Raw genomic sequence first — 18,583 nt, forward strand, 5'->3', positions numbered from 1 at the left:
TGGAGGGACGTCCAGCCCCGGACAGGAGAAGCTATGATCCGCCCAGATTGCACCGCTACCAGCGGCAGCCACGCCGCATGACGGACGCTGCCCAAGCCGTTACCCCGCCGCAGAACAAGCAAAAGCGCGACACGCGCGCCGAACTGATTTCGGCTGCCGAGTTATGCCTCCATCGAGGCGGTTATGCCGATCTGTCGACGCGCCGCGTTGCCGAGATCGCCGGCGTTCCGCTCAGCCAGATCCATTACCATTTCGGCTCCAAGGAACGGCTGTTCCTGGCGCTGCTCGACCATCTGAACGAGGGCCTGCTGAAGCGCCAGGCGGAGACTTTTGCGGCACCTATGCCGCTGTGGCAACGCTGGGAGCGCGCTTGCGATTTCCTCGACGATGATCTGGCGTCCGGCTATGTCCGGATCCTGCACGAGATGATCGCGGCAAGCCTGTCGAGCCCCGAAATCGCCAAGGCGGTGCGCCGCGACCTGCGCGGCTGGTTCGAACTGCTGGACGGACTGGCGCAAGAGGCGGAGCGGCGGTTCGGCGGCCTCGGGCCATTCTCCGCCGCCGAAGTGACCAGCCTGGTCAGCGCCGCCTTCCTCGGCAGCGAGACGATGATCCTGCTGGAGATCGAGAGCCCGCATGTCCCGGTACGGCAGGCGCTGCGCCGCTTCGGCGAAACCATCCGGCGGATGGAGGAAGTGGCGCCCGGCAGTTAGCCAGCGAAGTCGAGCCGCGTCAGCCTTTGCGGCTGCGCATCAGCGCTTCGAGTTCGCTGTCGCCGCCTTCCGGCAGCATGATGCGGACATGGGCGTAGAGATCGCCATGGCCGCCGGCCTTTTCCGGCAAGCCCCTGCCCTTCAGGCGCAGCACCTTATCGGAACTCGACCAGGCCGGAATGTTGACCGCCAGCCTGCCGGTCGGCGTGTCGACCGGCACCTTGGCGCCCAGCACCGCGTCGGCCAACGCTACCTCCAGATCGGCATGCAAGTCACGGCCCTCGATGCGGTAGCGCGGGTGCCTGCGGATACGGATCTTGACCAGCGCATCGCCCGGCTGTCCCGGCCCCTGCTCGCCCTGGCCCTTCAGCCGGATGGTCTGGCCATCCTCGACATAGACCGGCAGCTTGACCGCGATCTTGCGGCCGTCGGGGAACATCGCCGTCACCTTTTCGGCGGTCGCTATCTCCTCGATGGTGACGTCGAGCGTGACGTTCAGATCGGCGGCGGTCGCCTGCTGGCGGCGGTCGCCTGTTCCGGCGCCGCGCGCGCCGGAAAAGGCGTCGCCGAAGATCTGGCTGAAAATGTCGCTGTTGCCGTCGAACGGATCGCCGCCCGGACGCCCCGATCGGAATTCGAAGCGCGAGCCGCCGGCGCCCTGCTGGCGGCGGAAGCCACCGAACGGATCGCCGCCGCCGGCTGCGCCCTCGAAGCCCTGGAATTTCGGCTTGCCGTCGGCGTCGATCTCGCCGCGGTCGAAGGCCGCACGGTTCTTCTCGTCGCCGACGACCTCATAGGCCTGATTGGCGGCGGCAAAACGGTCCTTGGCCTTGGGATCATTCGGATTCTGGTCCGGATGATACTTCTTGGCGAGCTTGCGGTAAGCCGATTTTATGTCCTTGGCCGATGCGTTCTTGGCAACGCCCAGCACCTCATAGGGGTCGCGCATGCGTCCTGCCCTGGAAAATGAGTTAAATCCACGTTGGCCCTTATATGCGCTCCCATAGGAAGAAATTCCAGTGGCGCGCAGGCTAATCGAGGGTTGAAATTGCGATGCCCGCAAACCTCGAAAATCAGAGCGGTTTGAAGTCCTGCATGTGCCAGCCGCCGGCCGCGGCGATGCACAATTGCCCCTTGAACAAAGCGACGCCGTCGAAGCTTTCGCGCGAGGCGGTAAAGCTGCGGCAGGCCTGGCCGTTGTCCTGCACTTCGGCGAGTTCAGTGATGGAGCCCCGCGAGCCGGTGTCGGCATTCGCCCAGGGCACGGCCTGGCCGCGAAGCTCCTCGATGTCGGCCGAAGACACCGCATTGCCGATCGTGGTCTGGTCGGAAGCGCTGTCGGCGTCCGTCGATGTCACCCTGGCCGGCGCGCTTGAGGTGACGATGGAACGATCGACCTCGGCCTTTTCCAGGCTGAAGCCGCCGACGCCGCAGGCGGCAAGCGGCAGGGCGATAATCACGATCACGGCTTTCGAACTGGCCGAAGCGATAACGCTCCATTGCCCGCTGTCAAAAGCTTGCGCGATACGCGACAATCGGCAACCTCCTGAAGCTCGAGACAATTTGAGAAAAACTATGAGTGACACTGAGTTAACAAGTAGTGACTTTACCGAAGCCGCCGAGCCGTTCCGGCTCTTTGCCGAGTGGCTGGAGGACGCCAAGAAAAGCGAAATCAACGACGCCAACGGCGTAGCACTTGCAACCGTCGATGCCGACGGCACGCCGGATGTGCGGATGGTGCTGCTCAAGGGTTTCGATGAAAGCGGCTTTGTCTTCTACACGAATTTCGAGAGCGCCAAGGGCCGCGAGATTCTTGGCAGCATGAAGGCGGCGATGTGCTTCCACTGGAAATCGCTGCGCCGCCAGGTGCGCATACGCGGTCCGGTGGAGATCGTCAGCGACGCCGAGGCGGATGCCTATTACGCGACGCGGCCGCGCGGCAGCCGCATCGGCGCCTGGGCCTCGAAACAGTCGCGGCCGCTGGAAAGCCGCTTTGCCCTGGAGAAGGCGGTGGCCGAATACACGGCGCGCTACCCTATCGGCGAAATCCCGCGGCCCAAGCACTGGTCGGGCTTCCGCATCGTGCCGCAGGCGATCGAGTTCTGGCATGACCGGCCATTCCGGCTGCACGATCGGCTGGTCTTTTCGCGCAACGCCGAAGGCGGCTGGGACAAGACACGGCTTTATCCCTGAGGATAAGTTCAGGCCTTCTTGCGCGTCATGAAGGCCGTCAACGCGGCGCGCGCTTCGTCGGACTTCAGCCGCTCGGAGAAACGCTCGCTCTCCACCTTGATGCGGGCGACAAGCTCGTCGCGCGGGGCGCGCATCAGGTCACGAGCGATCTTCAGCGCCTGCGGCGGCTTGGCGGCGATCGCGCCGGCCGCGGCGAGTGCCGCGGCTTCTAGCCCGTCCTCCTCGACCACCTCATAGATCAGGCCGGCGGCCTTGGCGCGTTCGGCGGAAAAACCTTCGCCGAGTCCAAGCAGCGCAAAGGCGCCCTGCCTGCCGAGGATGAGCGGCGCCAGCAGGCTGGAGCCCGCCTCCGGCACCAGGCCGAGGTCGACGAAGGGTGTGCGGAACACCGTGCGCGGCGTGGCGAAAGTCAGGTCGCAATGCAAATTGAGCGTGGTGCCGATGCCGACCGCAATGCCGTCGACGCCGGAGACCATCGGCTTCTCCGTTTTGGCCAGCGCCATCAGGAAGTCCCAGACCTCGTTGCCGCCCTCACCGCCGGTGGCGATGACCAGGAAATCGGCGAGATCGTTGCCGGAAGAGAAGGCGCCAGGCACACCGAGGAAGACATGGACGCGAACCGCCGGGTCGGCATCGCCATCGGCCAGCGCCTTGGACATTGTCGCGTACATGGCGCGCGTCAGTGCGTTCTTCTTGTCGGGACGGTTCATGCGGATGATCTGGATGGCGCCCTGGCGCTCGACGAGAATATGGTCTGTCACGGTCATTCTTCCCTGGTGAGCGCTCTGGTATTCAGGCCGTTATCAGCGCCTTGCCGGCGGTAGCGAGGCTCTCGGCGCCATCGATGACGCGTTCCTTCAAGGCGCTGACTTCGCCGAGCAGGTTTTCGGCGAAAAAGCGGCAAAGGGCGATGCGGCTCTGCTGGGCAAGTCCGCCACGCGCCAGATAAGCGCCGCCGGCAGCAAGCGAGATCAGCCTGAGATAGGGGGTCGCACCGGCTTGCGCTTCGTCCAGACGGCCGTCGGCCAGCAGCTTCTGCAGGAAGCGCGTCGCCTCGGTGAGATCGTCGAACGCCTGGTCAAGCGCTTCGGCGGTGCGGCCGAAGCCCTGCAGGTTCGAGGTCCGCACCTCGTCGGCGATGGCCTTCAGTTCGGCGATATAGCCATGCACATGCTCGCCGCCGCCAAGCGGCAATTTGCGGGCTACAAGGTCGATCGCCTGGATGCCGTTGGTGCCTTCATAGATCGGCGCAATGCGGGAGTCGCGATAGAGCGCGGCCGCGCCCGTCTCCTCGATGAAGCCCATACCGCCGTGGACCTGGACGCCGAGCGATGCGACATCGACGCCGATATCGGTGGAAAAGGCCTTGGCCAGCGGCGTCAGCAGATTGGCGCGATCGCGCCAATGCGCGGCCTCCTCGCCTGTCGACACTCGCGCAAAGTCGATGGCATAGGCGCAGGAATACGAGATGGCGCGGGCGATCTGGGTCAAAGCCTTCATGGTCAAGAGATTGCGCTGCACGTCGGGGTGATGGACGATCGGCGCCATCCCGGCGCCTGAAAAGTCCGATGCCTTGCCCTGGCGGCGCTCATTGGCATAGGCGATCGCCTTCTGCGTCGCGGCTTCGGCCACTGCCACGCCCTGCATGCCGACGCAAAGCCTCGCGTTGTTCATCATGGTGAACATGCAGGCGAGCCCCTTGTTCTCCTCGCCGATCAGCCAACCGACGGCGCCGGGCGCAGCACCCTGGAACCCGTCGCCATAGATCATGGTGCAAGTCGGCGAGGCATGGATGCCGAGCTTGTGCTCGAGGCCGGAACAGAAGACGTCGTTGCGGGCACCGAGCGAGCCGTCATCATTGACCAGGAATTTCGGCACCAAAAACAGCGAGATGCCGCGCGTGCCGGCCGGTGCGTCGGGCAGCCGCGCCAGCACCAGATGGATGATGTTGTCGGTGAAATCATGCTCGCCATAGGTGATGAAGATCTTCTGGCCGAAGATGCGGTAGGTGCCGTCGCCGGCAGGCTCGGCGCGACTGCGCAAGGCGGCGAGATCGGAACCGGCCTGCGGCTCGGTCAGGTTCATCGTCCCCATCCACTCGCCGGAGACGAGCTTTGCCAGATACTTTGCCTTCAGCGCTTCGGAGGCATGCTTGTCCAGCGCCTCGACGGCGCCCATGGTCAGCGTCGAGCCGATGCCGAAGGCCATGGCGGCGGAGTTCCACATTTCGAGCGCGGCAACGCCGAGCATGGTCGGCAGGCCCTGGCCACCGAATTCTTCCGGTCCGGACAGCGCGTTCCAGCCACCGCCGATCCAGCTGCGGTAAAGCGCCCTCCAGCCGGGCGGCATGGTCACGGCTGCATCCTTCAGCACCGCGCCGTGCTCGTCGCCGATCTTGTAGAGCGGCGCCACTTCCTCGCTGGCGAAGCGGCCGGCCTCGGCCAGGATGGCGTCGACAAGGTCTTCGCCGAGGTCGCCGAACGCGCCGCTGTCGAGCGCCGGTTTGAGCCCGGCGACATGCTTGAGCGTGAACGAAATGTCGTCGACCGGGGCCTTGTACATGCCGCTTTCTCCTCCGCTGCTCCGACTGCTCGATCCTAGGACCCGGGCCGATGCAAAACCATCCGCCTCTGGGCGGCCTCCGACCTTCTTTTTACGTAAACGTCAAACTTTGTCACGCGGATTTTCATCGAACTTCGTCGTCCACAGGTGGAGCGGGAGCGTAGCGGATGCCGAGTACCATGTCGCGACCTCGCGCCAGGGGCGCAACGGTGCAGAATTCCGCGCCGTGGCAACGCTTCGAAGTCGCGGAATGCATACTATGGTCCGCGCCGCGTCGCTTCGCTCCTTGCTTCGCCATAGAATGACGAAATCGCGAGAGCGACAGGACTCCTGCCCGAAAGCACTTCCTTAACCATACCGGTCCACCATCGGTGTTTGGTCAGCGGGGATCCCCTGTTTGAAAACGCCGGCGCATCTTCTTCGCCGCTCAGCGATCGCTCTCGCGGCGATGATGGCGCTGACGTCAGCGGCTACAGCCTCGGACTTTTCCGAGCCTTGGCGGGATGGCGACCGCGCGCTGGTGGTCGACGCCTATGAATACAATTCCATCGACTGGGCGCAGCTTGCAACCGACAAGCGCATTGTCGGCTTCATCAACAAGGCCTCCGACGGGCTGCCGCCGCCCTATTTCTGCTACGGCGACGAGCCTACGGTCAAACTCTGCAAGACATTGTGGAAACGCTTTGCGGTGACGCGCGAGCTGTTTCAGACGCGCAAGGTGGTGGCCAAGGCGCTCGGCCTGAAATGGGGCGCGTATCATCTTGCCCGCCCCGGCAATCCGCTCGAGCAGGCCAACAGTTTCATCGATTTCGCCGAGCCAGCCCCTGACGATCTGCTCGCCCTCGATCTCGAAGGCAACGACCCCTCGCAATGGATGTCGCTCGAGGATGCCGAGGAATTCGTGCGCCAGGTGCACCGGCGGCTCGGCCGTTTCCCGATCCTCTACACCAACGGCAAGACCGCCCAGTACATCGCCGACAACCGCTACCAATACCGTCTGCTGTCGCGGCTGCCGCTCTGGTATGCGCGCTACAAGCCCGACATCGACGTGCATTTTCCGATGGGCAACTGGCAGGGCTATGCGCTGTGGCAGTTCTCGGCGCAGGCCAATTGCGGGCGCCTGCGCTGCCCCTACCGCGTCGCCGGCACGCCCAACGACATCGACGTCAACGTCGCGCCGATGGACGCGGCGGCACTGCGCCAGCAATGGCCCTTCGGCGGCCTGATCGACGTGCCGCCCGACTACCTCGCCTCAATACCGGTGCCGGTGTCGCGCGCGGCCGGGCTCGCCGGCAAAGTCACCATCACATACGCCGATGTGGCGACGCCACCGACGGTCGAGGAAATGGTGGCGGTGCTCGGCGCGCGCTGGCAGACATTCCGCGCCGCCTTCCGCATGCCGGTGGTCAAGACGGTGCCGCGCCGCGCGCGCTTCGGCATTGCCGAGTATGTCGCCTGGAAGCGGACCACGTATCGTTCGGAGGCTCTGCTCGAGGCCGCCTTCTCGCAGGCCGCCGACCCGGTCAGCACCGCTTCGACGGAACTGGTTCGCGAGCGCTGAGGCTTATGTGGCGGCACTGGCCTTTTCCCGCGCCACCGCCTGCCAGCCTATGTCGCGGCGGCAGAAGCCTTGCGGCCAGTCGATACGGTCGAGCGCGGCGTAAGCGCGGCTTTGCGCTTCGCCCACCGTCTTGCCTGATGCCGTGACGTTGAGCACGCGGCCGCCATTGGCGACCAGCGCGCCGCCATTGATGGCAGTGCCGGCATGGAAAATCTCAACGCCTTCGCCAGCGGCTTCGTCGAGACCCCGAATGACCGAGCCTTTTTCCGGCGTCCCGGGATAGCCCTGTGCCGCCATCACCACGGTCAGCGCGGAATCGTCGCGCCAGCGGATCGAACTGTGCGCCAACTGGCCGTCGACGGCGGCGTTGAGCAGCACCAGCAGATCGTCCTTCAGCCGCATCATCAGCACCTGACACTCGGGATCGCCGAAGCGGGTGTTGTATTCGATCAGCTTCGGCCCCTTGTCGGTGATCATCAGCCCGGCAAACAGAATGCCGGCGAACGGCGCGCCAAGCTCGGCCATGCCGCGCATGGTCGGCTCGACGATCTCGCGCATGGTGCGCTCGACCATTTCGGGGCTCATCACCGGCGCCGGCGAATAGGCGCCCATGCCGCCGGTGTTGGGGCCGGTATCGCCATCGCCGACGCGCTTGTGGTCCTGCGCGGTGCCAAAGGGAAGTGCGGTCGTGCCGTCGCACAGGCAGAAGAAACTCGCCTCCTCGCCGGTCATGAATTCCTCGACCACGACCTCAGCGCCGGCGTCACCGAATGCGCCGTCGAAACAAGCATCGAGGGCGGCGCGCGCCTCGTCCAGCGTCATGGCGATGGTGACGCCCTTGCCGGCAGCGAGCCCATCGGCCTTGATGACGATCGGCGCTCCCATCTTTTCGACGTAGGCCTTTGCCGCGGTCAGATCGGTGAAGCGGCCATAGGCAGCGGTCGGGATATCGTATTTGGCGCAGAGGTCCTTGGTAAAACCTTTCGAGCCTTCGAGCCTTGCGGCGCGCTTCGACGGTCCGAAGACGCGGATGCCTTCGCCGCGCAGGTCATCGGCAATGCCGGCGACCAGCGGGCCTTCCGGCCCGACGACGACGAGGTCGATCGCGTTGTCCTTGCAGAAGCTGGCAACAGCGGCATGGTCGGCGATGTCGAGCTTGACCAGTTCGGCCTCGTGGGCGATGCCCGGATTGCCGGGCGCGGCATAGAGCCTGGTCAAAAGCGGCGAGGCCGCGATCTTCCAGGCCAGGGCATGTTCGCGGCCGCCGGAGCCGATCAACAAAACGCGCATGCCGATGTCCCTTGTCATTTCACGACAGGGACTGCGCTATTGCCCCGGGCGGCGCGGGTCAAGAGTTTTACCTTGCGCCATACCGGTTGCGCACGGGAACGTCGCGCCGAGAGCACGGCGTCCCCGGCCGGTATCAGCTCTGGAAGACGACCGGGAACCAGTCCTCGCGCAGTTTCTGGCCCGGCTTCATGTCATGGCCGGGATAGGGCGGCGAGGTACGGCCGGGGCGCTCGACATAGCGCGCATCGTCGCCGACCCAGCGCAGCGACAGCGCCCGGCGACGCGCCGCGGTCGGATTGCCGCGCGCACCATGCGCGGTGCGGAAGTCGAACAGGATGGCGTCGCCCGGCTCCATCTCCCATTCGAGCACCTTCAGCGACGGGTCCTTGTCTGGATCCGGCACGGGCAGATAATCGCCCTCGCCGGCATAGAAATTGCTGTCATCGAGCCAGCGCACCGGCAGGATCATCTTGTCCCATTTGTGCGAGCCGGCGATCAGCCGCAGCGTCGCTTCCTTGACCGGATCGATCGGAATCCAGAAGCTGACGGTCTGGGTGCCATCGACGAAGTAATACGGGATGTCCTGGTGCCAAGGCGTCGGCTTTTGCGTGCCCGGTTCCTTGACCAGCACATGGTCGTGGAAGAACTGGGCGCTGCGCGACTGCATCGCCGCTGCCGCGAGTTCCGCGGCCGGGGAATTGCGCACCACGTCGACGAATTCGGGAATGCGCTCCCAATTGCAGTAATCGTCGAAGAAGCTGCCCTTGCCGTTGGCGATGTCCGACGCCGTGGCGCTGCGGTTTTGCATGTTGCGCTCGATGCCGGCGCCGATGGTGCCGACCCAGTCCTTGAAAGCGCCGCGTATGCAGACCGCGCCGTCGCGCTGGTAGTCGGCAATCGCTGCGGCATCGATATGTCTGGCGGCCATCTCATGTCTTCCCTGTTTCGATGACCGACTATCGCAGCCGCCGCACATCGCGTAAAATAATAACTTCTCATCTCTCTTATAGTTTTAGACTATGAATCTGACCCTCAGCCAGCTGCGTTACCTCGTCGCCGTTGCCCGCCACGGCAGCGTCACCGCGGCCGCCCGGATGCTGAACGTCTCGCAGCCGTCGATCTCGGTGGCGATCGACAATGTCGAAGCGGCGCTCGGCCAGAAATTGTTCGTGCGCCAGCGCGGCAGCGGCATCGCTTTGACCTCGTTCGGCCGCAGCGCGGTGGCGAAGGCAAAGCAGGTGCTGGCCGAAGCGGACGAACTGGTTGGGCTCGGGACGCGCGACGCCGATGTCGGGGGCGAACTTGTGCTCGGCTGTTTCGAGGATCTGGCGCCTTATTTCGCGCCGGCGCTGATCCGCGCTTTTTCGCAACGCTGCCCGGCGGTCACCGTGGTGGTCCGCGACGAGACCTTCGAGACGCTGGGCCGGCGGCTCGGCGATGCGGCAATCGATCTCGGCCTGACCTACGATCTCGGCCTGCCCTCGCACTTCGCCCGCATCCTGCTGCATGAGCTGCGGCCACACGCGCTTCTGCCGCAAGGCCACGCGCTGGCCAGCCAGGCCAGCGTCAGCCTGGCGGAGCTGGCGACCCATCCCTTGATCACCACCGACCAGCCGCATAGCTGGCAGCATATGCTGGACCTGTTCCTCAGCCGCGGCCTGTCGCCGGTCTCGCAATCGACGGCGAGTTCGTTCGAACTGCAGCGCAGCATGGTCGCCAACGGCTTCGGCGTCGCGGTGAGCTACACCAGGCCTTATGGCGATAGGAGTTATGACGGGCTGCCGCTGGTCTGCAAGCCGCTGTCCGATCCGCTGCCGATGCAGCGCATCATCCTCACCCATGACACAAGGCAAAGGCTGTCGAAGGCGGCGCTGGCCTTCACGGAGGTGGCGAAGGAATGGTTTGCCAGCCACGATATTTTCACCGCCTGAGCGACAATGCGGCCGCTTGACGGGGCACGCCGCTGCTGCCACTCCAGCACGATGGAAACCATCCAGTCGAAAGCCGCACAGGGCCGCGTCGCCGACGCGCCGAGCGGCCATTGGGTCTACAAGATATTGCCGCGCTGGCTGTGGCCTTACGCGCAGCTTGCGCGCTGGGACCGGCCGATCGGCTGGCAATTGCTGCTGTGGCCCTGCTGGTGGTCGGCAGCGCTTGCGGCCAGCGCCTATCCGCGCGCAAGCGACCCGTTGCTCACATTGCTGCCGTCGCCGTGGTTCCTGTTCCTGTTCTTTGTCGGCGCCGTCGCCATGCGTGGCGCCGGCTGCACCTATAACGACATTGTCGACCAGGACATCGACAACAAGGTCGAGCGCACGCGCTCGCGGCCATTGCCGGCCGGCAAGGTGACGCGCCGCCAAGCCTGGGCGTTCCTGGTCATCCAGGCCTTGCTGGGCCTCGTCGTGCTGCTGCAGTTCAACGACTTCGCCATTCCGCTCGGCATCGTCTCGCTGGTCATCGTTGCCGTCTATCCCTTCATGAAGCGCTTCACCAACTGGCCGCAATTGGTGCTCGGGCTCGCCTTCTCCTGGGGTGCACTGATGGGCTGGGCGGTCGAGTTCGGCGATCTCGATGGCCCGGCCATCATGCTCTATATCGGCTCGATCCTGTGGGTGATCGGCTACGACACCATCTATGCACATCAGGACAAGGAAGACGACGCAATCGTCGGCGTGCGCTCGACGGCGCGGCTGTTCGGCGACAACACCAAGACCTGGCTGGTCGGGCTTTATGGCGGCACGCTGGTCTGCTTCGCCATCGCCTTCGCCTCGGCGCAGGCGCCGGTGGTGGCGCTGGCCGGGCTGATCGCCGCCGGCGCCCATATGGCGCGGCAGATAGCGGTTCTGGATATCGACGATCCCGATCAATGCCTGCGGCTGTTCAAATCCAACAACCAGGTCGGCTGGTTGATCTTCATCGGCCTGATCGGCGGTGCGCTGTGGGTGGCGCTAAAGCCGCTGGTGTAGGCTCCCTCTTCCTTCTCCCCTTGTGGGAGAAGGTGGATCGACGCGCAGCGCCGAGACGGATGAGGGGTGCTCCAGCGGAGTGAGGCGTTGGCGTTCCCTGGAACACCCCTCATCCGTCTTGCCGCTTCGCGGCAATCCACCTTCCCCCACAAGGGGGGAAGGAGAAGAGCGCTCTACTCTCTCGAAATAATCTCCTGGCCGTCGATCACCAGTCTCAGCCCGAGATTGCCGGCCCTGCGGCGGGCGAGGAAGCGCGGGCGGCGCGTGGTCGAGACCCGGCCCTTGCGGCGATCCTTGGCCGGCAGCGCCTTGATGGCGGCGCCGAGCGATTCCTCAAGCGTGCGGGCAATGCCGTCGGATTCGATCAGCAGCATCTGCAGCCGGTAAGCATCGGCCCAGGCGCGCCAGTCGGCGGCGACGTCGTCGAGATCGTCGGCCACCAGCAGCGGCACCGACAGCATCGGGTCGTTGTGCAGGAGTTCGAGGGTTACCGTGACATTGCCTTGCGCATCCTCCATCGCGCGGGCGGCGACGCCGCGAAACGCGTTGGCGGGCAGCGCGATGATCGCCGGCACGCCGCTCATCTCGAGCGTGCGGCGGATGACGGCGCCGCGCTGGTCGATGGTGAAGGTAACGTCGCCATAGTCGTCGCGCGTGGCATAGCTCACCACTTGCGGCAGGCGGAATGGGTCGAGGCGCATGTTGCGCCCGGCCCAGACGGGCTTCAATACACTGTTCATCTGCTGCCTTCCTGTGTTTCTCCTGAGAGCCGCTTTCACGGATCCCACCGGGCCAGTTTTCCCGGCCTCGTTGTGTGAAACATTAGCGCGAGCTTCTGCCGCCCGGCTTAAGAAAGTCAGTTAAATTTTGCTGATCTCAGGCGATGGTTATCGGAATGAGACCAGCCACAAAATGTTGAAAGGATCAGATAACCTTACCGGGATTCATGATGCCGGCCGGATCGAAGACGGCCTTCACCCGGCGCATCAGTTCGATCGCCATTGGCGGCGCGGTGGCGATCAGTTCGTCGCGCTTCAACTGGCCGATGCCATGCTCGGCCGAGATCGAACCGTGGAAGGAGCGCACGACATCGTGCACGGCATGGTTCATGGCGTGGTAGAGGCCGAGAAACGCTTCGTCGTCACCGCCCTCCGGCCGGGAGATGTTGTAGTGCAGATTGCCGTCGCCCATATGACCGAAGCAGACCACGCGCGCCTGCGGACTGACCGAAGCCACTGCACCGGCCGCCTTTTCGATAAACGCCGGGATGGATGCCACCGGCACCGAAATATCATGCTTGATCGAAGCACCTTCGGGCTTTTGCGAATCCGGCAGCACCTCGCGGAAGTTCCAGAACGCGTCGCCCTGCGCCAGGCTGGCCGCGATCACTGCGTCGCCGACGATGCCTTGCTGGAGGCCTGCCGACAGCACTTCTTCGATCAGCCCCCTGGCGTCCTCGGCCGAACGGCCCGACGACACCTGCATCAACACATACCATGGCCAATCCTGCGCCAGCGGCCGCGTGACGCCCTGCGCATGGCGCAGCGTGAAATCATACGGACGCCGGCCGATCAGCTCGAAGGCGGTGAGTGCCGCCCCTGCCCGGTCCATCGCCAGGCTGAACAGCGAAAGCGCTGCTTCCGGCGACGACAGGCCGGCAAAGGCCACTTCGCGCCCCTTGGGCTTGGGAAACAGTTTCAGCACCGCTGCGGTGATGATGCCGAGCGTGCCTTCGGCGCCGACGAACAGGTTCTTCAGATCGTAGCCGGTGTTGTCCTTCTTCAATTTGCGCAGATCGTCGAAGACCTCGCCGGTCGGCAGCACCACTTCGACGCCGAGGCAGAGTTCGCGCGCATTGCCATAGGCAAGCACGCCGGTGCCGCCGGCATTGGACGAGAGATTGCCGCCGATCTGGCAGGACCCTTGCGCGGCGAGCGACAGCGGAAACAGCCGGTCGGTGGCATCGGCCGCTTCCTGCAGCGTCTGCAGGATAACGCCGGCCTCGACTGTTACCGTGTTGGAGAAGACGTCGATCTCGCGAATGCGGTTCAGCCGCGACAAAGAAAGCACGATCTCGCGGCCGGATGCGTCAGGCACCTGGGCGCCGACCAGCCCGGTGTTGCCGCTTTGCGGCACGACCGGCGTTCCCGTCTCGCTCGCCAGCCGCATGATACGGCTCACCTCGTCGACGCTGCCGGGACGCAGCACCAAGGCCGTCCTGCCGTGCCACAGCCCGCGCCGCTCGGTAAGATACGGCGCAATATCGGCTTGGTCGCGCAGTGCATATTTTTCGCCGACAATGGCAGTGAAGCGGTCGATGAGAGCGGGATCGAGGTCGAAGGGGGAGTCGTTCATCGGCGCAAACTATGGCGCTCAGTCGAGCTTGTCACGGGGGGCAGCGGCACGAAACAGCCGATCGTTGATCGCCTCGCCAAGCCCATCGAACGGGATCGGCTCGACAGCGATCGTCGCCGCACCGCTGCGGTCGAGTTCCTGCAAATACGCGAACAGATTGCTTGCGGCTTCGCGCAAATCGCCTGACGCGGACAGGTTGCGCAAGGCGGCCGCCGCTTGCCAGCCTTCGGCGCGGTCGCCACCAAAGGCCAGCAAGGCCTCGCCTTCAGCCACACTCTGTGCATCGAGCCGCACCGATGCGCGCGGCGCATAATGCGACGCCAGCATGCCGGGCGCCTCAATGCCGGCTGTCGCGCCGCGCTGCAGCTTAATGCCGGTGACGGCCTCGATATCGGCGGCAGCGATGCCGCCTGGCCTCAGCAGCCGCACGCTGTTGCCTTCGACCTTGACGATGGTCGATTCCAGCCCGACCGGGGTGGCGCCGCCATCGACCACCAGCCGGATTTTGGCGCCGAGATCGGCCGCCACGGCTTGCGCTGTCGTCGCGCTTATCTTGCCCGAAGAGTTCGCGCTGGGCGCGGCCAGCGGCCGGCCGAGCCTGGCGATCAGCTCTCCGCCGAAGCCCCTCGGCATGCGCAGCGCGATCGTGTCCAGCCCGGCGGTGACCAGCGGATGGATGCCGTTGCCGGGTTGGAGCGGCAGCACCAGCGTCAGCGGCCCCGGCCAGAACGCCTCGGCCAGCCGTTTCGACAGCGGATCGAAGGCCGCAATGCGCTCTGCCATCGCCAGATCGGCGACATGGGCAATCAGCGGGTTGAAGCGCGGCCGGCCCTTGGCTTCGAAGATGCGGGCGACGCCGACGCCATTGGTCGCGTCGCTGGCCAGTCCATAGACGGTCTCCGTCGGGATGGCGACCACGTCGCCGCCCTCAAGCAGCGCCAACGCCTGCTCCATCGCTTCGCCGACGGATAGTATCTCAGCCACTCGCTTCACCTCACAGGCACCGGACCTAAAGCGCGTCGCGCTGAACCGGATTCATGCGACGCGCTTTAGGTCTTTGTTTTGATGCATGTCGTTCTCTCAAAACCGGGGCCACTTTTGAGCGACATGCATTAGAGCGGTTCAGCTGTTCGCTTAAACGCTCTAAGTATTTGTTTTTGCGGAATTCCGGACGGAAAACCGCTACTCACTTTTCCTGGAATTGCTCTAATACGGCAGTGGTTTTCGGGCAAGCCGGCGTTGGCGAATTATCAATGCCTAAAATGCTATGTTTCCCTGCAAGCCGGCATCAATCCACTCGGGTTAAGGCTACTTGGGTTAGGGCTGGCGGCTTGTTGGGCAAGGGGACGGTTTCGATGTCGATGCGTGTGCTTGGAGCGCTTGGTTTCACCCTGGCGGCGATGACCGGTGGGGCGCACGCCTCGTCGATCGTCTTTCTCGGCGTCTCGACCTCGACGCCATCGGTCATCAAGGTTGGCGGATCCGAACCGGTCAGGACCGCCTCGACGCCATCGATCGTCGCGCTCGGCGATGCCCAGCCCGATGTGACTTATGAAAAGGTCGCGGCGATCCCCGAAAAGCCTAGGCAGGATCCGATGATCATTCGCGGCGGCATCGTCGGCGGCGCCTTCGCCGCGCCGGCTCCGGCCAGGGCGAGCGCCGCGGCGCCGGCAACTGAGCCGACGGCAGAGACCGCACCAGCCGGAACTGCAACGGCATCGAACGGCAAGCCCGAGTCGCAACCGGCAGCGCCGCAGCCGGCAACAACACCGCAGCAGCCGATCGAGGGCGTCGGCAAAGCCGAGTAGGCCATTCAGCCAAAACAGTCGGCCAAGACAGTCGGCCGATCCATGCCGCTTGACGCCAATCGACAGCCCGGCGCACGATCGGCTTGGCGGCGGCGGCCCCAATTTCGCCAATCGGGTTTGGCATGAGCGCGCCGGGTTCTAGAAGAGCGAGGGGTTATCATGAACATGACGAAATCTTTGACTATTGCCGGCCTGTTGCTGGCGTCACCTATAGGTGTCGGCGGCGCGCAGGCCGGTGACGAGCTAGGGTCCTACGTCGCGCGCATTTCCGATCGCGACCACCATGCCAGCGACGGCTATGAGCTGAGCAGCGCAGCACAGATGGTGCGGCAGGACCGCGCCAACTGGCACAAGTTCCACCGGCGCGATGCCGACGACCAGGGCGATGACTGGTTCCGCAGCAACGATGATCGCGCGTATCTGGAACGCATGCTGAAGCGCGGTGGCGCGATGAGCTCCTCGACACGGAACGCCATCGTCAATGGCGAGCCGCTGATCCAGGTCGACGTCTATTCAGACAGCGTGCGTGTCAGCATTTTGGAGGATTGACTTCGTCAACCTCGGGAGGACTGACGGAGACTGACACGTTGGTTCCGGACAAGAAGGGCGGCGTGCGAGCGCCGCCCTTGTCGTCGCCGTATTCGGGCTTATCTGCCCTTTAGCCAGCTATCCTGGAAAAATCCGCGACCTGATCGGTGGCCGTGCGGATGCGAGCCAGCAGCGCCAGGCGGTTGGCGCGCACGGCCTGGTCCTCATCATTCACGAGAACGCGTTCAAAGAATGAATCAACCGGTTCACGCAACACGCTAAGCGCCAGCATGGCGGCGGAAAAGTCTTCGTTTTGAATCGCTTCGCCGGCTTCTCTCTCCGCCTGATTCACCGCTGCAAACAGCGATTTCTCGGCCTCCTCGCGAAACAGCGCCGGCTCAACGGTTTCGGCGATGGCCGTTTTCTTCTTCTCCTCGGCGGCCAGAATGTTGGCCGCCCGCTTGGCGCCCGCGAGCAGGTTCTTGCCGTCCTCGGTGTCGAGGAAGGACCCCAGAGCTTCGACGCGGCGCACGATCTGCAGGAGGTCGTCCGAGTGCGATTGGCCGATCTCCCCCCTTGTGGGGGAGATGCCCGGCAGGGCAGAGGGGGGCGCGCCAGAATGAGAGGTCGGCGGGACAGCGCCCCCCTCTGTCGGCTTCGCCGCCCCCACAAGGGGGGAGATTGGCGCGCTTCCACCACCTGCCAGCACGGCGTCAATGAGATCATGCCGAGCGCCCTGGTCGCGGAGATAGACTTTCAGGCGGTCGTGGAAGAAGGCGAGGAGGTCGGGGCCAAAGGCCCGTCCAGCCTTAGACGCGAGATAACTCGCCGTTTGATAGGCACTATCGAAGAGCGATGTCAGCGGCAGTGAGATCCCATTCTCGATCAGGATCCTCACCACGCCCAGTGCGGCCCTTCTCAGCGCGTAAGGGTCCTTCGACCCCGTCGGCTTTTCATCAATGGCCCAGAAGCCGACCAGCGTATCGATTTTGTCGGCCAGCGCGACGGCAATCGACACCGGATCGGTCGGCACGCGATCAGACGGACCTTGCGGTTTGTAGTGCTCCTCGATCGCTGCAGCCACGGACGGATGCTCGCCCTGCAGCAGCGCGTATTTGCGGCCCATGGCGCCTTGCAGTTCGGGGAATTCTCCGACCACTTCGGTGGTGAGATCGGCCTTGGCGAGCACCGACGCACGCCCGGCGAGCGCGGCAATCTCCCCCCTTGAGGGGGAGATGTCGCCGAAGGCGACAGAGGGGGTCGTCTCGCGTGGAGCGCCAACTCCCTCTTTCTTCGAGAGACCGGACGGCGTCGCGGCGGCCGGAGCGACCCCCTCTGGCCTGCCGGCCATCTCCCCCTCGAGGAGGGAGATGGACTGCGCCACTGTCGGCGCGATCTCTTGCGCCAGCCGCTTGATCCGCTCTACCCGCTCGCCTTGCGTGCCGAGCTTGGCGTGGAAGGTGACGTTGAGATGGTCGAGGCGGGCCATGCGCTGGTCGAGCGGCTTTTTCAGATCGAGGCCGAACTTTTTCGCCGATGCTTCGAACTCTCCCAGATCGGGCAGATCGCCCTGGTCGGTCTTCCAGAAATACAGCGCATCCGACAGGCGGGCGCGCACCACCTTGCCGTTGCCGTGCGCGATCTCCTTGCCGCCGTCGTTGGCCTCGATGTTGGCGGTGAGGATGAAGCGGTTGGAAAGGTTTTCGCCGTCGCCCTGCGGCCGGGTGACAAAGCATTTCTGATTGGCGCGAATGGTCAACCGGACCACTTCTGGCGGAATGGCAAGAAAGGCCTGCTCGAATTCGCCCATCAGCACCACCGGCCATTCGACCAGGCCCGACACTTCCTCCAGCAGCCCTTCGTCCTCGACCAGATCGAGCCCGTTGGCGAAGGCGAGGTTGCGGGCGTCGGCAAGGATGATCTCCTTGCGCCGGTCGCCGTCGAGCACGACCTTGGCTGCTTCCAGCTTGGTCACGTAATCGTCGAAGCGACGCACGGTGATTTCACCCGGCGCCATGAAACGATGGCCGTAGGTGATATTGCCCGAGCGGATGCCATCGATCTCGAAATCGACCACCACCGGCTCCTCGGTCTCCGGCCCGAAGGTGCACAGAATCGTCTGCAGCGGCCGCACCCAGCGCAGCGAACCGGGCTTCGCCGAAGCCGGCCCCCATCGCATCGATGTCGGCCAGGGGAAGCCGCGAATGATGGCCGGCACCAGTTCGGCGATGATTTCTTCCGCCGCCCTGCCCGGCTTCGAAATATGGGCGACGTAGAAATCGCCCTTCTTCGGATCGGAATGGACATGCGCCTCGGCAGCCGAGGCAAGACCTGCCTTGCGCAGAAAGCCCTGCACCGCCTGTTCCGGCGCCGTCGTCGACGGCCCCTTGATCTCCTCGTGGATATCCTTCGAGCGCGCGGTCAGGCCCCTGACATCGAGCGCCAGGCGCCGCGGCGTCCAGTATTCGCGCGCGGCGTCATAGGTCAGACCCGCCTCGACCAGACCGTCGGTCAGCATCTTCCTGAGATCGCCCGCCGCCTTGCGCTGCATGCGGGCGGGGATTTCCTCGGAGCGGAGTTCCAGCAACAAATCCGGCATCAGAGTTT

General features: G+C 64.6%; 17 protein-coding genes. 7 read left to right on the plus strand and 10 right to left on the minus strand.

The window, feature by feature from the left end; all coding sequences use genetic code 11:
* The first annotated feature begins 77 nt into the window (after nucleotides 1-77).
* Nucleotides 78-713: a TetR/AcrR family transcriptional regulator gene (locus tag NKI64_RS08465; RefSeq protein WP_023685402.1), complete on the plus strand. Its 636-nt coding sequence runs from the start codon at nucleotides 78-80 to the stop codon at nucleotides 711-713.
* A gap of 19 nt (nucleotides 714-732) precedes the next feature.
* On the opposite strand, the gene NKI64_RS08470 is transcribed toward NKI64_RS08465, so the two are convergent.
* Together NKI64_RS08470 and NKI64_RS08475 are read right to left on the minus strand one after the other, a co-directional pair.
* A complete protein-coding gene (locus NKI64_RS08470) occupies nucleotides 733-1,662 on the minus strand; it encodes a DnaJ C-terminal domain-containing protein (protein ID WP_023692090.1) in 930 nt (309 codons plus the stop codon).
* A gap of 124 nt (nucleotides 1,663-1,786) precedes the next feature.
* Nucleotides 1,787-2,248 carry an RT0821/Lpp0805 family surface protein gene (locus NKI64_RS08475; protein ID WP_023685400.1) on the minus strand — a complete coding sequence of 154 codons (462 nt, stop codon included), beginning with the start codon at nucleotides 2,246-2,248 and terminating at the stop codon, nucleotides 1,787-1,789.
* A gap of 28 nt (nucleotides 2,249-2,276) precedes the next feature.
* On the opposite strand from NKI64_RS08475, the gene pdxH reads away from it, so the two are divergent.
* Nucleotides 2,277-2,906, plus strand: coding sequence for a pyridoxamine 5'-phosphate oxidase (pdxH, locus tag NKI64_RS08480; protein WP_352667537.1), 630 nt, complete (start codon nucleotides 2,277-2,279; stop codon nucleotides 2,904-2,906).
* 8 nt (nucleotides 2,907-2,914) lie between these two features.
* On the opposite strand, the gene NKI64_RS08485 is transcribed toward pdxH, so the two are convergent.
* Together NKI64_RS08485 and NKI64_RS08490 are read right to left on the minus strand one after the other, a co-directional pair.
* Nucleotides 2,915-3,667 carry a crotonase/enoyl-CoA hydratase family protein gene (locus NKI64_RS08485; RefSeq protein WP_023738480.1) on the minus strand — a complete coding sequence of 251 codons (753 nt, stop codon included), beginning with the start codon at nucleotides 3,665-3,667 and terminating at the stop codon, nucleotides 2,915-2,917.
* Nucleotides 3,668-3,698: 31 nt separating this feature from the next.
* Nucleotides 3,699-5,468 carry an acyl-CoA dehydrogenase family protein gene (locus NKI64_RS08490; protein ID WP_352667541.1) on the minus strand — a complete coding sequence of 590 codons (1,770 nt, stop codon included), beginning with the start codon at nucleotides 5,466-5,468 and terminating at the stop codon, nucleotides 3,699-3,701.
* A 448-nt stretch (nucleotides 5,469-5,916) separates the two neighbouring features.
* Here NKI64_RS08490 and NKI64_RS08495 point away from each other — a divergent pair, with 448 nt between their 5' ends.
* Nucleotides 5,917-7,029, plus strand: a complete 1,113-nt coding sequence (locus NKI64_RS08495) for a glycoside hydrolase family 25 protein (RefSeq protein WP_023723281.1) — start codon at nucleotides 5,917-5,919, stop codon at nucleotides 7,027-7,029.
* Nucleotides 7,030-7,032: 3 nt separating this feature from the next.
* Here NKI64_RS08495 and purD read toward each other — a convergent pair whose 3' ends face one another.
* Nucleotides 7,033-8,319: a phosphoribosylamine--glycine ligase gene (purD, locus tag NKI64_RS08500; protein WP_352667544.1), complete on the minus strand. Its 1,287-nt coding sequence runs from the start codon at nucleotides 8,317-8,319 to the stop codon at nucleotides 7,033-7,035.
* A gap of 133 nt (nucleotides 8,320-8,452) precedes the next feature.
* On the minus strand, nucleotides 8,453-9,247 hold the full coding sequence (locus tag NKI64_RS08505; RefSeq protein WP_023752609.1) for a phytanoyl-CoA dioxygenase family protein: 795 nt from the start codon (nucleotides 9,245-9,247) through the stop codon (nucleotides 8,453-8,455).
* A gap of 91 nt (nucleotides 9,248-9,338) precedes the next feature.
* On the opposite strand from NKI64_RS08505, the gene NKI64_RS08510 reads away from it, so the two are divergent.
* Nucleotides 9,339-10,250, plus strand: a complete 912-nt coding sequence (locus NKI64_RS08510; RefSeq protein WP_352667547.1) for a LysR family transcriptional regulator — start codon at nucleotides 9,339-9,341, stop codon at nucleotides 10,248-10,250.
* A gap of 51 nt (nucleotides 10,251-10,301) precedes the next feature.
* Nucleotides 10,302-11,285: a 4-hydroxybenzoate octaprenyltransferase gene (ubiA, locus tag NKI64_RS08515; RefSeq protein ID WP_352667961.1), complete on the plus strand. Its 984-nt coding sequence runs from the start codon at nucleotides 10,302-10,304 to the stop codon at nucleotides 11,283-11,285.
* A gap of 173 nt (nucleotides 11,286-11,458) precedes the next feature.
* On the opposite strand, the gene NKI64_RS08520 is transcribed toward ubiA, so the two are convergent.
* From NKI64_RS08520 to NKI64_RS08530, 3 genes are all read right to left on the minus strand, one after another.
* On the minus strand, nucleotides 11,459-12,025 hold the full coding sequence (locus NKI64_RS08520) for a DUF6101 family protein (RefSeq protein ID WP_023668457.1): 567 nt from the start codon (nucleotides 12,023-12,025) through the stop codon (nucleotides 11,459-11,461).
* A gap of 184 nt (nucleotides 12,026-12,209) precedes the next feature.
* Entirely contained in the window at nucleotides 12,210-13,640 is a 1,431-nt protein-coding gene (locus NKI64_RS08525; RefSeq protein ID WP_023702043.1) for an FAD-binding oxidoreductase, read from the minus strand.
* Nucleotides 13,641-13,658: 18 nt separating this feature from the next.
* The gene (locus NKI64_RS08530) at nucleotides 13,659-14,624 is read right to left on the minus strand and encodes an L-threonylcarbamoyladenylate synthase (protein ID WP_031209625.1); all 966 of its coding nucleotides are present in this window, start codon (nucleotides 14,622-14,624) and stop codon (nucleotides 13,659-13,661) included.
* 371 nt (nucleotides 14,625-14,995) lie between these two features.
* On the opposite strand from NKI64_RS08530, the gene NKI64_RS08535 reads away from it, so the two are divergent.
* Entirely contained in the window at nucleotides 14,996-15,448 is a 453-nt protein-coding gene (locus NKI64_RS08535; protein WP_023684360.1) for a hypothetical protein, read from the plus strand.
* A 165-nt stretch (nucleotides 15,449-15,613) separates the two neighbouring features.
* On the plus strand, nucleotides 15,614-15,997 hold the full coding sequence (locus tag NKI64_RS08540) for a hypothetical protein (RefSeq protein WP_245263941.1): 384 nt from the start codon (nucleotides 15,614-15,616) through the stop codon (nucleotides 15,995-15,997).
* 109 nt (nucleotides 15,998-16,106) lie between these two features.
* Here the strand turns inward: NKI64_RS08540 and glyS are convergent, their stop codons facing one another.
* A complete protein-coding gene (gene glyS, locus NKI64_RS08545) occupies nucleotides 16,107-18,575 on the minus strand; it encodes a glycine--tRNA ligase subunit beta (RefSeq protein WP_352667552.1) in 2,469 nt (822 codons plus the stop codon).
* Nucleotides 18,576-18,583 lie beyond the last annotated feature (8 nt).

It is taken from the genome of Mesorhizobium sp. M0478 (assembly GCF_040321305.1).
Classification (GTDB): Bacteria; Pseudomonadota; Alphaproteobacteria; order Rhizobiales; family Rhizobiaceae; genus Mesorhizobium.

Coding starts and splice junctions, on each gene's coding strand:
- NKI64_RS08465 (WP_023685402.1), top strand. CDS start 78: ATGACGGACGCTGCCCAAGCCGTTACCCCGCCGCAGAACAAGCAAAAG.
- NKI64_RS08470 (WP_023692090.1), bottom strand. CDS start 1,662: ATGCGCGACCCCTATGAGGTGCTGGGCGTTGCCAAGAACGCATCGGCC.
- NKI64_RS08490 (WP_352667541.1), bottom strand. CDS start 5,468: ATGTACAAGGCCCCGGTCGACGACATTTCGTTCACGCTCAAGCATGTC.
- NKI64_RS08495 (WP_023723281.1), top strand. CDS start 5,917: ATGATGGCGCTGACGTCAGCGGCTACAGCCTCGGACTTTTCCGAGCCT.
- purD (WP_352667544.1), bottom strand. CDS start 8,319: ATGCGCGTTTTGTTGATCGGCTCCGGCGGCCGCGAACATGCCCTGGCC.
- NKI64_RS08505 (WP_023752609.1), bottom strand. CDS start 9,247: ATGGCCGCCAGACATATCGATGCCGCAGCGATTGCCGACTACCAGCGC.
- NKI64_RS08510 (WP_352667547.1), top strand. CDS start 9,339: ATGAATCTGACCCTCAGCCAGCTGCGTTACCTCGTCGCCGTTGCCCGC.
- ubiA (WP_352667961.1), top strand. CDS start 10,302: ATGGAAACCATCCAGTCGAAAGCCGCACAGGGCCGCGTCGCCGACGCG.
- NKI64_RS08520 (WP_023668457.1), bottom strand. CDS start 12,025: ATGAACAGTGTATTGAAGCCCGTCTGGGCCGGGCGCAACATGCGCCTC.
- NKI64_RS08525 (WP_023702043.1), bottom strand. CDS start 13,640: ATGAACGACTCCCCCTTCGACCTCGATCCCGCTCTCATCGACCGCTTC.
- NKI64_RS08535 (WP_023684360.1), top strand. CDS start 14,996: ATGTCGATGCGTGTGCTTGGAGCGCTTGGTTTCACCCTGGCGGCGATG.
- NKI64_RS08540 (WP_245263941.1), top strand. CDS start 15,614: ATGACGAAATCTTTGACTATTGCCGGCCTGTTGCTGGCGTCACCTATA.
- glyS (WP_352667552.1), bottom strand. CDS start 18,575: ATGCCGGATTTGTTGCTGGAACTCCGCTCCGAGGAAATCCCCGCCCGC.